Origin of the sequence: Chryseobacterium sp. Leaf394, from assembly GCF_001424105.1 — a bacterium.
In the GTDB taxonomy this organism is placed as follows: domain Bacteria; phylum Bacteroidota; class Bacteroidia; order Flavobacteriales; family Weeksellaceae; genus Chryseobacterium.
The window spans coordinates 75466-88424 of sequence record NZ_LMQH01000012.1 but is presented as its reverse complement, the minus strand read 5'-3'; the positions used below and the strand labels follow the sequence as shown (position 1 = coordinate 88424).

Genomic DNA, 12959 nt, shown 5'->3' with positions numbered 1-12959 from the left:
AAAAAAAACGATTCGGATTTTCAGTTTCAAACTGTGAAAGAACATATATTGACAGTATTTTCTGTTGATTTTAATGAAAAAGAAAATCCACTAAAAATAGCTCCAACTGTTAAGTCACAGTCATTCCCAAAAAATAAAAATAGTTTTTATTATCCAATTAAAACCAATGGCAGCTGGTTGATGGTTGAAGATGATCACAAAGAAAATTTTTGGATCAGATGGTGTAATAGTGAGAATAAATTAATTTTAGAATTATATTATGATGCATAATATTTTGAAAAATTGCATATTTATCATATTCTGTTTATTTTTAATCACATGTAAAACACATGATGATAACAAAAAGCAAAATGTAAAAAACTCTGCTTCAGAAAATTTAGAATTACTCAATTCTAAAATTCAGGGAAAATTTTTGTCAAAAGTAGAAACTGAAGAAACAACTGATGGCATTGCAAGTATTTCATACTATTTCAATATTAGAAATAATGTGGCAGTTTTAACTACAACCACTTTTCATGAACCGATCGTATGTAATGGAAACTATAGCATAATAGAAAAAAATAATGTTTTAGAATTATATTATTCTGGTAGTGAAAAAAACTGCAAATCTGAAACTGCAAACTTCAAAATAAAAGAACAGAATAATAAGTATTTCATTACGGGTTTAGGCGGAGAAGCTACATACAACGAATGGATTGAATTAAAACAGCATTGAAAGAAGAATCTATCAATTAATAAGATTAGTTTGAGTTTACTACTAAAAGACATTGAGTTTTGACAACATTAATGTAGAAATAAAAAATAAAAGTGGTGGAGCAAATCCTTATGGAATCTATTTATTATTGAAAAAACGATGTAATTACTTAAACAGCTAATCTGTCAAAAATTAGTATTTCTTCTCAAAATGATTCATACAAAATAAAAATTACCTACAAAACTATAGGAAAAGAGGTTATTCCAGATTCAGAATTCATATCATCAGCTTTCAAAATAGTATTTGGACTTAAGAAAAATACAAGATTGAAACAATTTGCAGATTCAATGTGATAATGATTTTCTAAACCACCAACATTGAAAACAATATTTTCGTTTTTAAAAAAAGGCTAATTGGTTTCTAATGGCATTTTATCTGAGTGAAATTTATTATAAATTTAATCAGAATAATTAAAATAACTAAAAGGTCAATATGAGTTTTGTTATGAAATTTTCGAATTAAAATTTTGTTTAAATTTGATTTAAAATAAACAATCATGAAAATCGTAAAATTTATTATCTGCCTTCTCTTTGGGCTGATGTTTGCCAACGCCGGCTTAGACAAGTTTCTTCACTATATGCCAATGCCGGAAATCACACCGGAACAGATGAAGATTTTTGATGCGTTCAACAAATTACACTGGCTGATGCCTCTGGTAGGAGCGGTAGAAATTATAGGCGGATTACTGTTTATCTTCCCAAAGGCACGGGCTTTGGGTGCTATCGTAATCTTTCCGGTAATGGTCGGAATTATTCTTCACGTTTTCACCATCGACAAATCCACAACTGGAATGTCCATTGCCGGAGTTTTGTTTGTCATTAATCTTTGGATGATTATTGATAATAAAGATAAATATAAAGCCTTAGTGAAATAAAAAAAGTGAATAGTCAATAGTGAATTTTGTTTCGCAAGTGAATTTCAAATTGACAAGCGAAGCGAATTGACCATTCACCATTGACCTTTACACAAATGCGCTAAATCCTGTAATCGATCTTCCAACAATCAGCGAATTGATTTCTTTCGTTCCTTCGTAAGAATAGATTGCTTCTGCGTCGGCGACAAATCTTGCCACATCATATTCCAGCAGAATTCCATTTCCGCCCATCACTTCACGTGCTCTGGAAACAACGTCTCTTGTTCTCATCGTACAGAAGACTTTAGCTAATGAAGCGTGCTCATCTTTTAAAGTTCCTTCATCCTGCATTTCAGAAAGTCTGAACACCATCGTCTGCATGGCTGTTAGGTTGGAAAGCATTTCCACCAAATGTCCCTGGATCATTTGAAATGAAGCGATTGGTTTTCCAAACTGTTCTCTCGTTCTGGTGTATTCCAGTGCGCTTTCGTAAGCACCTCTCGCACATCCTGTTGCCATCCAGGCCACGCCGGCTCTTGTCATTCTTAAAACTTTTGCGGTGTCTTTGAACGAATTGGCATTTTGTAAACGGTTTTCTTCTGTAACGACACAGTCTTTTAACGTAATTAAACCATTCTGAACAATTCTCAATGCCATTTTTCCTCTGATTTTCTCAACAGAATATCCTGGATTATCTTTTTCAACGATGAAACCTTTCACTTCACCATCGTCTAAATCTCTGGCCCAAATAATGATAATGTCTGCAAATGTTGCGTTACCGATCCATTTTTTCTGTCCGTTTAAGATCCAGCCTTCAGGAGTTTTCTTGCAGGTAACAGTTAAACCACCTGCAGCACCGGAACCTACTTCAGGTTCAGTTAATCCGAATGCACCGATTTTTTCAAACTTCTGCATTTGAGGAAGCCATTTCTGCTTCTGTTCTTCCGAACCGCAGATGTAAATGGATCCCATCGACAGACCAGACTGTACTCCGAAAAAAGTTGCAATCGAGGCATCAATTCTCGCCATTTCCATAGCGATGACTCCTTCCATTAAGAAAGGCATTCCTTTGCAACCATACCCTTCATACGTTACGCCGCAAATATCTAATTTTTGAAATTTTGGTATTAATTCGTGTGGAAATTCATCACGAAGCCAATAATGATTCACCAAAGGCTTGACTTCTTTTTCCATAAATTCTCTGACCTTCTGCTGAACCTCCCTTTGCTCAGGAGTTAGAGTATGATAGACGTCGTAAAAATCTCCGTCGATGGGCGGAAGTTCTCTTGTCTTTTTATTGGGGTCGAGCATTTTCATCATTCCGCTGAGCTGCTTATCATCCAGTTTGGAAAAGTTTTCCATGAGTTTGGGTAGATTAACCTTTTGGGAAATCTCGCTGAGCTGATCAAAATCAATGGATTTAAATAATTCTATCGCGTTTCTGATTTTGGAAAAAGTTTTAGACATATCAAGTTGGGTTTTGATTTGTAAAATTTAAGCAAAAATCAATCCGAAATACCACACAGAAGAATGAATTAGTTTTACAAATGTTTGATTTGTAATGATTTAAATTAAATAATTATTTACAATTCTTTTACTTTAAATTTTCAAACATTACAAAATATTCTTCCCCAACTTTGAAATAAGCAAAGCAACGGAAACTGAACCGCAAAATCAGAATGCATCGATTCAGCTATTGTCAAGGAAGAGAATTCAATTATTTATAAACATCAAAAATATAAAATATGAAAATGACTTACATTAAATTAAGCATCGCAACAGCTCTTTTACTGGGAATTTATTCCTGCAAAAAAGGCGAAGATACGGCAAGTGATTATGAAATGTCAACTTCTGCAGATTCTGCAGCAGTTTCTGAAGATATTTCTTCTGTGGCAACCATGAAAGTAAAAGACAAACAGTTTATCAAAACGGCGAACGTCAATATGGAAGTCAAAGATGTATATGAAGCGACCACTTCTCTCGAAAAATCTGTACAGGATCTTGGAGGATTTGTGACACACAGCAATCTTCAAAGCAATGTTTTTTCGGAAGAAACATTCAACACATCCAACGAAGAAGCGATGTTGGTAAAAAAATATCAGACGGAAAATACGATACAGGTTCGCATACCTACAGAAAAGCTTGGCGAATTTTTAACACTGATCAACAGCAAGAAACTTTTTCTGAACTCTAGAGTCATCAACGCAGAAGACGTTACTGCCAACATTAAATATGCAGAACTGGAAGGGAAAAGAATTAAAAAAACAGGCGAAAATATCACTCAGCTCAAAACCAACAAAGAAAAAGTAAATATGAGCGATGAAAATATGTCTGAAGAAAACCAGCAGCAACTCGCCAACATGGATGTGGCCGACAATCTGAAGTACAGCACGGTTGATATTTACATCAAAGAACCTAAGCTCCGCATTGCGGAAATTGCAGTGACCAACACAAAAAATATCGACAATAAATATAAATTTAATTTCCTGTATGATGTGAAAAACGCTTTCGTGGAGGGCTTTTATCTGATTCAGAGAATTTTGGTGGGATTGGTTACTGTTTGGCCAATTGTATTAATTGTTGTTATCGGATTTTACTTTTACCGAAAAAACAAATCTAACAATAGAATTCAGCAGACAAAAGAACAGAATTCGGCATCCTAACCTTTAGGTTATCAACATAGATTTTTCTGAGCCTTCGCATTTGCGGAGGTTTTTTTGTTTTAAAACTTTCTTTTCAGAATTTCCGGTTTCGTTTTGTGAAGATGCAAAATCAGTTCTCCAAATAGAGTATTGGCCCATGCAAACCATGATCTTGTAAAGTCTTTTGGATTATCTACATCGAAAGATTCGTGAATAAATCCGGTTCCTGCGTGCGTGGCTTTGATCATTTTCAGACAAGAAATAATTTCTGCGTCGTTATTTGTCGTAAGCGCCTGCATAATCAATCCCAAAGGCCAGATTTTATTCTCGCCAATGTGCGGACCACCAATTCCTTTGGCAAATTTTCCTTCGCTAAACCATGGATTTGCATTGCTTAGTGAAAACTTTCTGGTATTCTGGTAGACTTCATCATCTTTTGACGCATAACCGAGGTAAGGAATGGATAGTAAATTCGGAACATTCGCATCATCCATAAACAGAGCATTTCCAAAACCGTCAATTTCCAAAGCATAGATCTTGCCGGCTGTGGGATGATTCAGAATCGCATATTTCTGAATGGCTTCATCCACTTCTTTAGCTAAATTTTTGAATTGAGAAGCGGAATTTTCATCTTTTAAAACTGTAGAAAAAATCTCAGCCGTTTCCCTCAGTGAAACCACTGCAAACATATTCGAGGAAACCAAAAACGGATAAAAAGTAGCATCGTCAGACGGTCTGAACATCGAATGAATCAATCCGACTTTCTTCGTGGGATTTCCGTAACCGCCTGCAAACTGCGTATCTAAAGAATTTCCGTTTGCCCGCTGAAATTTGTACGGCCCTTTTGAATCTTTTCTTTGCTGTTCTATAAATGTTTTCAGAATTAAAAGCATTGCTTTTTTCCATTCAGAATCAAAAACAGAAGAATCTCCTGTCGTTTTCCAGTAATTGTACGAAAGACGCATCACATAACACAAAGAATCTACCTCCCATTTTCTCTCGTGAATTCCGGGTTTCATTTCCGTTAAATCATCTTTCCACTCGCTGATTTTGCTGGCATCATCAAAGAATGCATTGGCATAAGGATCAAGCAGAACGCACTCAACCTGTTTATTAATTACGCCTTTCAATAATTTTTTTAATTTTTCATCTTCATTAGCCAGACTCAAATACGGATATACCTGCGCCGAAGAATCCCGAAGCCACATTGCATCGATATCTCCCGTGATCACGTAGGTGAAAGGTTTGTGGTTTTTCTGATAATATTTTACAGTTGTATCTAAAGTATTGGGAAAACAGTTTTCAAACATCCACGCCAGTTCAGGATCTGCGATCGATTTTTTGATGATTTTAATTGTGTTTTCGACGGCTTCTGAGGTGAATTTTCTGTCACTCAGTTTTGGTCTTTTGGAGATCAAATCATCATCAAATAAAAAAGTTGCAGAATTTGGTATTGCAAATAACCCTAATCCAAGGGATGATTTTTTGATAAAATTCCTTCTGCTTAACATTTTTGATTGGTTTTAAATTGTTATTTCAAATCTAAGAGTTTTTAGTCAATCAATATCTTCAGATTCTATTTTCAAAAATTTAATTAGAAAATCCACAAACTGATTTTTAATTCACAATAAACATCATTGCCCGAAATTCCGTAAATTTGCAAATCAAAATTTATCAATAAGAATTTAAGGTGATTTTTTTAAATCTATCCTTTAGTTCTAATTCAAACTTTAAATATGCTATCTAAAATAAACCCCACTCAAACCAATAGCTGGATATCTCTCGATGAACATTTTGGCGACAACGATTTTGAACTGAGAAGCCTTTTTCAGTACAATCCGAACCGTTTTGAAGAGTTTTCAATTAAAAAAGAAAATTATCTTTTCGACTATTCTAAAAATTTAATCGATGCAAGAACGAAAGAATTATTGCTGAATCTTGCAGTAGAATGTCAGTTAAGGGATGCTATTACGAAGATGTTTTCTGGAGATAAAATCAACGAAACAGAAGGTAGAGCGGTTCTTCACACGGCTTTGAGGGATTTTTCTGATAAAGAAATTCTGTTAGACGGTGAAAATATTAAACCTCAAATCAAAAGAGTTCTTGATCACATGAAATCTTTTTCTGAAAATGTAATTTCAGGAAATCACAAAGGTTTTAGCGGAAAAGAAATTACCGATGTGGTGAATATTGGAATTGGTGGTTCAGATTTGGGCCCTGTGATGGTAGTTTCTGCCTTAAAGCATTTTAAAACAAGACTTGATGTTCACTTCGTTTCGAATGTGGATGGAAATCATATCGCTGAAGTGGTGAAGAATTTAAATCCCGAAACCACTTTATTCATCATCGCTTCGAAAACGTTTACCACTCAGGAGACCATGACGAATGCCAATTCTGCAAAAGACTGGTTTTTGAAAGCCGGAAAACAAGAAGACGTAGCAAAACATTTTGTAGCTTTATCAACTAATGTTCAAGCCGTTAAAGACTTTGGAATAGCAGAAGAAAACATCTTCGAATTCTGGGATTGGGTTGGCGGAAGATATTCATTGTGGAGCGCGATCGGTTTAAGTATCGTGCTTGCAGTAGGATATGACAATTTCGAACAGTTATTAAAAGGTGCTGAAAATACGGACCAGCATTTCCAGACGGCAGATTTTTCTGAGAACGTTCCTGTTTTGATGGGGCTTTTAGGAATTTGGTACCGTAATTTTTACGCAGCAACAACGCAGGCGATCTTACCTTACTCTCAATATCTTGACCGTTTTGCAGCCTATCTTCAGCAGGGAGACATGGAAAGCAACGGAAAATGTGTAGACAGAAACGGTGAATTTGTGGAATATGAAACGGGACCAATCATTTGGGGCGAGCCGGGAACTAACGGACAGCACGCTTTCTATCAGTTAATCCACCAGGGAACAGAATTGATTCCTGCAGATTTTATTGCGTATGCGAAAAGTTCGAATGAAGTTTCTGACCACCAGGATAAATTGTTGGCTAACTTTTTTGCACAAACTGAAGCTTTGGCTTTTGGTAAAAATGAAGAAGAAGTGGAGGCTGAATTGAAAGCATCCGGAAAATCTGAAGAAGAAATTGACTTTTTATTAAATTACAAAGTTTTCCACGGAAACACGCCTACAAACTCATTGTTAATCAAAGAATTAACCCCTTTTTCACTAGGACAACTGATTGCAATGTACGAGCACAAAATATTTGTACAAGGTGTCATTTGGAATATTTTCAGTTTCGATCAGTTTGGAGTTGAATTGGGAAAAGTTTTAGCGAATAAAATCCTACCTGAACTGGAAAATAGTGAGGCCATCAGTTCTCATGACAGTTCTACGAATGGGCTGATTAATTATTATAAATCAAATAAATAAATAGCTTTTAGCATCTGGCTTATTGCTATTGGCTGAAAATACGATGCATTAATATTTTGAATTATAGCTAAACTGAACTTAGAATCTAATAAAGTAAAAAATAAAAGTAAAAATGGCAGAAATTCTTGACGGATTAAAAGTTTCCAAAGAAATAAAAGCAGAAATCAAGGTTGAAGTTGATAAAATCATTGCAAGCAAAAGAAGAGCGCCGCATTTGGTAGCCATTCTTGTTGGAAACAATGGTGCGAGTAAAGCTTATGTTAACGCAAAAGTGAAAGATTGTGAAGAAGTTGGTTTTCAATCGAGCTTAGTGAAATTTCCAAGTACGGTTTCTGAGTCTGAATTGTTGGAGAAGATCGATGAATTAAATAAATCTAAAGCGGTTGACGGTTTTATCGTTCAGTTACCGTTACCGGATCAGGTTGATCAGGAGAAAATTATTAATGCAATTGATCCAAGAAAAGATGTTGACGGCTTCCACCCGACGAACTTCGGGAAAATGGCTTTGGAAATGGATACATTTTTACCGGCCACACCATTCGGAATTTTAACTTTATTGGAAAGATACAATATCGAAACAAAAGGTAAAGACTGTGTTATTATCGGTAGAAGTAAAATTGTGGGAAGACCAATGAGTATTTTGATGGGAAGAAAAGATTTTCCCGGGAACTCTACCGTTACTTTGACACACTCTTACACAAAAGACATCGAAGAATACACTAAAAAAGCAGATATCGTAATTACCGCATTAGGTGATCCACACTTTTTGAAAGGTGAAATGATCAAAAACGGAGCAGTAATCGTGGATGTCGGTATTACAAGAGTTGATGACGACTCTCCAAAAGGGTATTATCTGGCAGGTGATGTAGATTTTGACAGCTGTGCAGAAAAAGCAAGCTGGATCACGCCGGTTCCGGGAGGAGTAGGTCCTATGACGAGAGCGATGTTGATGAAAAACACCATCATTGCCTACAAAACTTCAGTCTATAACGACTAATTTAAAATGGATTTAGTAGAAGATATATTATTAAAAGAAGGTAAAATGCTCCCGGTGATGGAGCATTTTTACACTATTCAGGGCGAAGGTGCGCATACAGGAAAAGCGGCATACTTCATCAGACTAGGCGGTTGCGATGTCGGCTGCCACTGGTGTGATGTGAAAGAAAGCTGGGATCCAACCCTTCACCCTTTAATGAATGCTGAGGAAATCGCAGAAACAGCTGCGAAACACTGTAAAATTGTTGTGTTAACAGGTGGCGAACCTTTGATGTGGAATCTGGATGTATTAACTGGAAAGTTAAAGGAATTAGGATGTACCGTTCACATCGAAACTTCGGGAGCTTATCCGATGAGCGGGCAGTTAGACTGGATTACCCTTTCGCCTAAAAAGACCGGATTGCCAAAAGAAGAAATTTATCAGAAAGCTCACGAATTAAAAGTAATCGTTTTTAATAATAATGATTTAAAATTTGCTGAAGAGCAAGCTGCAAGAGTTTCGGAAAGCTGCAGATTATATCTTCAGAGTGAGTGGAGCAAACGTGAAGAAATCTATCCTAAAATTACAGATTTTATTCTCGCAAATCCGCGTTGGCAGGCATCTGTGCAAACGCATAAATACTTGAATATCCCTTAAAAATTCGTTATCTTAGCCGATAAGTTTTCAGTATACGATGCAGAGAATCCGGTATTCCAGATATTTAAAAATGATCATTGTTCTGCTAGACCTTCTGGTGCTGGCATCGGTGTTCATTTTTTTTTATGCGATTCGGACAGATGTAATTCACAATGCTGATCTTTGGTATGAAAATTCTTTTCCGCTTCTGCTTCTAATTTCATTTTGGCTGCTTTTAAGCGGGCGCACGAAAATTTATAATATTCCCCGAAATTTAACTTATACTTTGTTTACAGAGCGAATTATTGCTCAGTTTGTGCTGTTCGTAATTGGTTTGGTCCTTATCCGGAAAGTAAGTAACAATCAGTTCTTCGGAAGTGAGCTGGCATGGCTTTCACTGTACCTGTTCATTTTTGTAATGATTTCAAAATCAATGATTTATTTTGGAATTAAATATTTAAGGTCACGTGGCGTCAACAACAGAAACATTATGTTTTTGGAAGAAAATGCATCAACTGAGGTTCTGAAAAACTTTTTGGAAGAAAGAAGAGATTACGGATACAGAATTTTCGACTACAGTCCATTACTTTCAACTCATTCACTTACAGCTTTTTGGAAGGAGAAAGGAATTCATACCATATTTATTCCCACCCAAAATTCTATTGATAAAAAGACTGAAGAAGAGATTTTCAGACTTGCGGAAAAGAGTAAGGTAAATGTTACGATGGTTCCGTCGATATCACAAAACGAATTTTTCCTCTATGATCTCGAATACATCAAAACCCAGCCAGTTTTAAAACAGACAAAATATCCTTTGGATTATTTTTCAAACTTTATTCTCAAACGCACTTTCGATATTATTTTTTCGGTCTTTGTTTTGCTATTCATCTGTTCGTGGATGTTCCCTCTGATTGCTATTTTTATCAAGCTTTCTTCAAAGGGGCCAGTTTTTTTTATACAGAAAAGATATGGTTTTCACGAGAGGGTTTTCTGTTGCCTAAAATTCAGAACAATGATTGTTAATGCAGATTCAGCAACGAAAACGACGGAAATGAATGATAAGAGAATTACAAAAACCGGAAGGTTTCTGAGAAAAACAAGTCTTGATGAGTTGCCGCAATTCATTAATGTTTTGAAGGGCGAAATGTCGGTTGTAGGGCCGAGACCACATATGCTTGCAGTGGATGATCATTACAAACAGAAAATAGGGCGGTACAGTCTCCGAAGTATGGTTAATCCGGGGATTACCGGAATTGCTCAGGTAAACGGTCTTCGCGGCGACGACGGTAATGTGGAAGTTGAAATGAATAAAAGAGTTTTGGCAGATGCTTTCTACGTAAGAAACTGGAGCTTCGTACTTGATCTTGTGATTATTTTGAAAACAGTCTTCCTCATGTTCAGAGGTGATAAAAAAGCAGGTTGAACCCATTGGTAGATTAATCGTGATACATTAATCTTAAATTTAGGTTTAAATTTATTTAAATAAAAATAGTATAATTTAGCAGAATGTTAAAAAAGTTTTTTACAGCCATAGGAGAGTACATGATTCTTATTGGTAAATCGCTTCAAAAGCCCCAAAAGATGAGGGTTTTCTGGAAGCTGTTTATGCGGGAAATCAATGACTTGGGAGTAAACTCATTCGGATTGGTGATCTTTACTTCGATATTTGTGGGAGCTGTAGTGGCCATTCAGATGTTTAATAATTTTGATGCGTCTTCTTTCCCAATTCCGCCTTCTTTCGTTGGATACGCTACAAAAGCGGTTTTGGTGCTGGAATTTGCTCCTACCATCATCAGTCTGATTCTGGCGGGTAAAGTAGGCTCATATATCGCTTCAACTATAGGAACCATGCGTGTTTCTGAGCAGATTGATGCGTTAGATATTATGGGAGTTAACTCCCCGAATTTTTTGATTTTACCTAAAATAATTGCGTGTCTTATCTTTAATCCTCTTTTAATTGCAATCAGTATTGTTTTCGGTATTGGCGGTGGTTATGTTGCGGGTATGTTGACAGGGAACTGGACTACAGCTGATTATATCTCAGGAATTCAGATGTATATGCCTAATCTGTTTATCTACTACGCCTTTACAAAGACAATCGTTTTTGCGTTTGTAATTGCGACAGTGCCATCTTATTACGGATATTTTGTGAAAGGTGGATCTTTGGAAGTGGGTAGAGCCAGTACGCAGGCCGTGGTTTGGACGATGGTATTCATCATTATTTCCGAATTACTTTTAACACAATTAATATTAAGCTGATGATTGAGGTAAAAAATCTTAAAAAGAGTTTTGGTGATGTTGAAGTGCTTAAAGGAATTTCAACCACATTCGACAAAGGAAAAACAAACCTGATCATCGGGCAGAGTGGTTCCGGTAAAACAGTATTTCTAAAAAGTTTATTGAATGTTTATCAGCCGTCATCGGGAGAAATCCTTTTTGATGGAAGAGATATCAACGTGATGAACCGTGAAGAAAAACAGCAGCTTCGTGCAGAGATTGGGACGCTGTTTCAGGGCAGTGCACTTTTTGATTCAATGACGGTGGAAGAAAATATTATGTTTCCACTGGACATGTTTACCAATCTGACTTTCAGAGAGAAAAAAAGAAGGGTTTTTGAGGTCATCGGAAGGGTACACCTGGATAAAGCCAACCGAAAGTTTCCATCTGAAATCTCGGGTGGTATGCAGAAACGTGTGGCGATCGCAAGAGCAATTGTAAACCATCCAAAATACCTTTTCTGTGATGAGCCGAATTCAGGATTAGATCCCTATACTTCTAATGTAATTGATGATCTTCTGCTCGAAATTACTAAGGAATATAACACTACAACCATTATCAACACCCATGATATGAATTCTGTAATGACAATTGGTGAAAAAATTGTCTACCTGAGACTGGGCATAAAAGAATGGGAAGGAGATAAAGACATCCTCATCACCGCAGGCAATAAAAATCTGATTGATTTCGTTTATTCATCAGAATTATTCAAAGAATTGAGGGAGTATTTACTTGAAAATAATAAAACGATTGAAAACACAATCACTAATATTGACGACAATGAAAAAAGTTCTTAGCATCGCTTTACTGGGATTTACCGTAGCAGCATCAGCACAGATTTCGCTTGCCGGAAAGGCCAATTTAATCTTCCCCACAGGTTCACCTTCATGGAAGAATATTTCCAGTTCAGCAACATCTGCATTTGAAAATAAAGGGAGTAATAATGTTGGTTTCAACGTAGGTCTTTCAGTGAAAGTAGATTTGCCTTTAGGCTTCTTTGCAATGCCGGAAGTGTATTACACCACTTTTAAAAATGAATTTACAGATCCGGTATCCAACACCACTTTTGATGTGAAAAACAACAGAGTTGATGTTCCGCTTTTGGTAGGTCATAAAGTTTTAGGCAACACTTTGGGAGTATTTATAGGTCCGGTGATGAGTTATAATCTTGCGAAGGAAGACACTTATAATGATTTTGTAGAAAATTCCAAAAACCAATTTACCGTGGGCTATCAGTTTGGTGCGCAGGTAGAGTTGAAGAGTCTTGTGCTTAATGCCAAATATGAAGGCGCTTTAACGAAGGATCAGAGAGACTTTGTGAGAAGAGTAGGTGGCGCTCAAAATACAGAAACCATCCGTTATGACAACAGAGCTAACCTTTTTATGGTTGGTGTTGGTTATAAGTTTTAAAAGACATTTAAAATCAAAAATAAAAAAATCCTCA

The 12959-nt window shown here is 36.2% G+C and carries 13 protein-coding genes; 11 read left to right on the top strand and 2 right to left on the bottom strand.

Features of this window, described 5'->3' with window-relative positions; genetic code table 11:
- The 3 genes from ASG21_RS15820 to ASG21_RS15810 form a co-directional block, all read left to right on the top strand.
- The coding region (locus tag ASG21_RS15820) for a hypothetical protein (RefSeq protein WP_206743177.1) at window positions 1–270 on the top strand (270 nt) is incomplete at its 5' end.
- Complete coding sequence (locus ASG21_RS15815) at window positions 260–715, top strand: hypothetical protein (protein WP_128414336.1); 456 nt, start codon at window positions 260–262, stop codon at window positions 713–715. The genes ASG21_RS15820 and ASG21_RS15815, both read left to right, overlap by 11 nt.
- Window positions 716–1250: 535 nt before the next feature.
- On the top strand, window positions 1251–1628 hold the full coding sequence (locus ASG21_RS15810) for a MauE/DoxX family redox-associated membrane protein (RefSeq protein WP_056082691.1): 378 nt from the start codon (window positions 1251–1253) through the stop codon (window positions 1626–1628).
- A gap of 87 nt (window positions 1629–1715) precedes the next feature.
- On the opposite strand, the gene ASG21_RS15805 is transcribed toward ASG21_RS15810, so the two are convergent.
- Window positions 1716–3074, bottom strand: coding sequence for an acyl-CoA dehydrogenase family protein (locus ASG21_RS15805; protein WP_056082689.1), 1359 nt, complete (start codon window positions 3072–3074; stop codon window positions 1716–1718).
- Between the two features lie 278 nt (window positions 3075–3352).
- On the opposite strand from ASG21_RS15805, the gene ASG21_RS15800 reads away from it, so the two are divergent.
- The gene (locus tag ASG21_RS15800) at window positions 3353–4270 is read left to right on the top strand and encodes a DUF4349 domain-containing protein (RefSeq protein ID WP_056082686.1); all 918 of its coding nucleotides are present in this window, start codon (window positions 3353–3355) and stop codon (window positions 4268–4270) included.
- Between the two features lie 59 nt (window positions 4271–4329).
- Here ASG21_RS15800 and ASG21_RS15795 read toward each other — a convergent pair whose 3' ends face one another.
- Window positions 4330–5760 carry a glycoside hydrolase family 125 protein gene (locus tag ASG21_RS15795; protein WP_056082682.1) on the bottom strand — a complete coding sequence of 477 codons (1431 nt, stop codon included), beginning with the start codon at window positions 5758–5760 and terminating at the stop codon, window positions 4330–4332.
- A 225-nt stretch (window positions 5761–5985) separates the two neighbouring features.
- Here ASG21_RS15795 and pgi point away from each other — a divergent pair, with 225 nt between their 5' ends.
- The 7 genes from pgi (at window position 5986) to ASG21_RS15760 (ending at window position 12925) form a co-directional block, all read left to right on the top strand.
- Window positions 5986–7626, top strand: a complete 1641-nt coding sequence (gene pgi / locus ASG21_RS15790) for a glucose-6-phosphate isomerase (protein WP_056082679.1) — start codon at window positions 5986–5988, stop codon at window positions 7624–7626.
- A 112-nt stretch (window positions 7627–7738) separates the two neighbouring features.
- Window positions 7739–8623: a bifunctional 5,10-methylenetetrahydrofolate dehydrogenase/5,10-methenyltetrahydrofolate cyclohydrolase gene (locus tag ASG21_RS15785; RefSeq protein WP_056082676.1), complete on the top strand. Its 885-nt coding sequence runs from the start codon at window positions 7739–7741 to the stop codon at window positions 8621–8623.
- A gap of 6 nt (window positions 8624–8629) precedes the next feature.
- A complete protein-coding gene (locus tag ASG21_RS15780; protein ID WP_056082674.1) occupies window positions 8630–9259 on the top strand; it encodes a 7-carboxy-7-deazaguanine synthase QueE in 630 nt (209 codons plus the stop codon).
- Between the two features lie 70 nt (window positions 9260–9329).
- Window positions 9330–10661 carry an exopolysaccharide biosynthesis polyprenyl glycosylphosphotransferase gene (locus ASG21_RS15775; protein ID WP_241773517.1) on the top strand — a complete coding sequence of 444 codons (1332 nt, stop codon included), beginning with the start codon at window positions 9330–9332 and terminating at the stop codon, window positions 10659–10661.
- An 83-nt stretch (window positions 10662–10744) separates the two neighbouring features.
- Window positions 10745–11497 carry an ABC transporter permease gene (locus ASG21_RS15770; RefSeq protein ID WP_056082669.1) on the top strand — a complete coding sequence of 251 codons (753 nt, stop codon included), beginning with the start codon at window positions 10745–10747 and terminating at the stop codon, window positions 11495–11497.
- A complete protein-coding gene (locus ASG21_RS15765; protein WP_056082664.1) occupies window positions 11497–12312 on the top strand; it encodes an ATP-binding cassette domain-containing protein in 816 nt (271 codons plus the stop codon). The genes ASG21_RS15770 and ASG21_RS15765 overlap by 1 nt, the downstream gene beginning before the upstream one ends.
- Window positions 12296–12925 carry an outer membrane beta-barrel protein gene (locus ASG21_RS15760; protein ID WP_056082663.1) on the top strand — a complete coding sequence of 210 codons (630 nt, stop codon included), beginning with the start codon at window positions 12296–12298 and terminating at the stop codon, window positions 12923–12925. Before ASG21_RS15765 ends, ASG21_RS15760 begins: the two co-directional genes overlap by 17 nt.
- The last annotated feature ends 34 nt before the right edge of the window (window positions 12926–12959 follow it).

What these genes read in the sequence shown, in the direction of transcription:
- ASG21_RS15770 (WP_056082669.1), top strand. Translation starts at nt 10,745, where the DNA reads ATGTTAAAAAAGTTTTTTACAGCCATAGGAGAGTACATGATTCTTATT.
- ASG21_RS15760 (WP_056082663.1), top strand. Translation starts at nt 12,296, where the DNA reads ATGAAAAAAGTTCTTAGCATCGCTTTACTGGGATTTACCGTAGCAGCA.
- ASG21_RS15765 (WP_056082664.1), top strand. Translation starts at nt 11,497, where the DNA reads ATGATTGAGGTAAAAAATCTTAAAAAGAGTTTTGGTGATGTTGAAGTG.
- ASG21_RS15800 (WP_056082686.1), top strand. Translation starts at nt 3,353, where the DNA reads ATGAAAATGACTTACATTAAATTAAGCATCGCAACAGCTCTTTTACTG.
- ASG21_RS15810 (WP_056082691.1), top strand. Translation starts at nt 1,251, where the DNA reads ATGAAAATCGTAAAATTTATTATCTGCCTTCTCTTTGGGCTGATGTTT.
- pgi (WP_056082679.1), top strand. Translation starts at nt 5,986, where the DNA reads ATGCTATCTAAAATAAACCCCACTCAAACCAATAGCTGGATATCTCTC.
- ASG21_RS15785 (WP_056082676.1), top strand. Translation starts at nt 7,739, where the DNA reads ATGGCAGAAATTCTTGACGGATTAAAAGTTTCCAAAGAAATAAAAGCA.
- ASG21_RS15805 (WP_056082689.1), bottom strand. Translation starts at nt 3,074, where the DNA reads ATGTCTAAAACTTTTTCCAAAATCAGAAACGCGATAGAATTATTTAAA.
- ASG21_RS15780 (WP_056082674.1), top strand. Translation starts at nt 8,630, where the DNA reads ATGGATTTAGTAGAAGATATATTATTAAAAGAAGGTAAAATGCTCCCG.
- ASG21_RS15795 (WP_056082682.1), bottom strand. Translation starts at nt 5,760, where the DNA reads ATGTTAAGCAGAAGGAATTTTATCAAAAAATCATCCCTTGGATTAGGG.
- ASG21_RS15815 (WP_128414336.1), top strand. Translation starts at nt 260, where the DNA reads ATGATGCATAATATTTTGAAAAATTGCATATTTATCATATTCTGTTTA.
- ASG21_RS15775 (WP_241773517.1), top strand. Translation starts at nt 9,330, where the DNA reads ATGATCATTGTTCTGCTAGACCTTCTGGTGCTGGCATCGGTGTTCATT.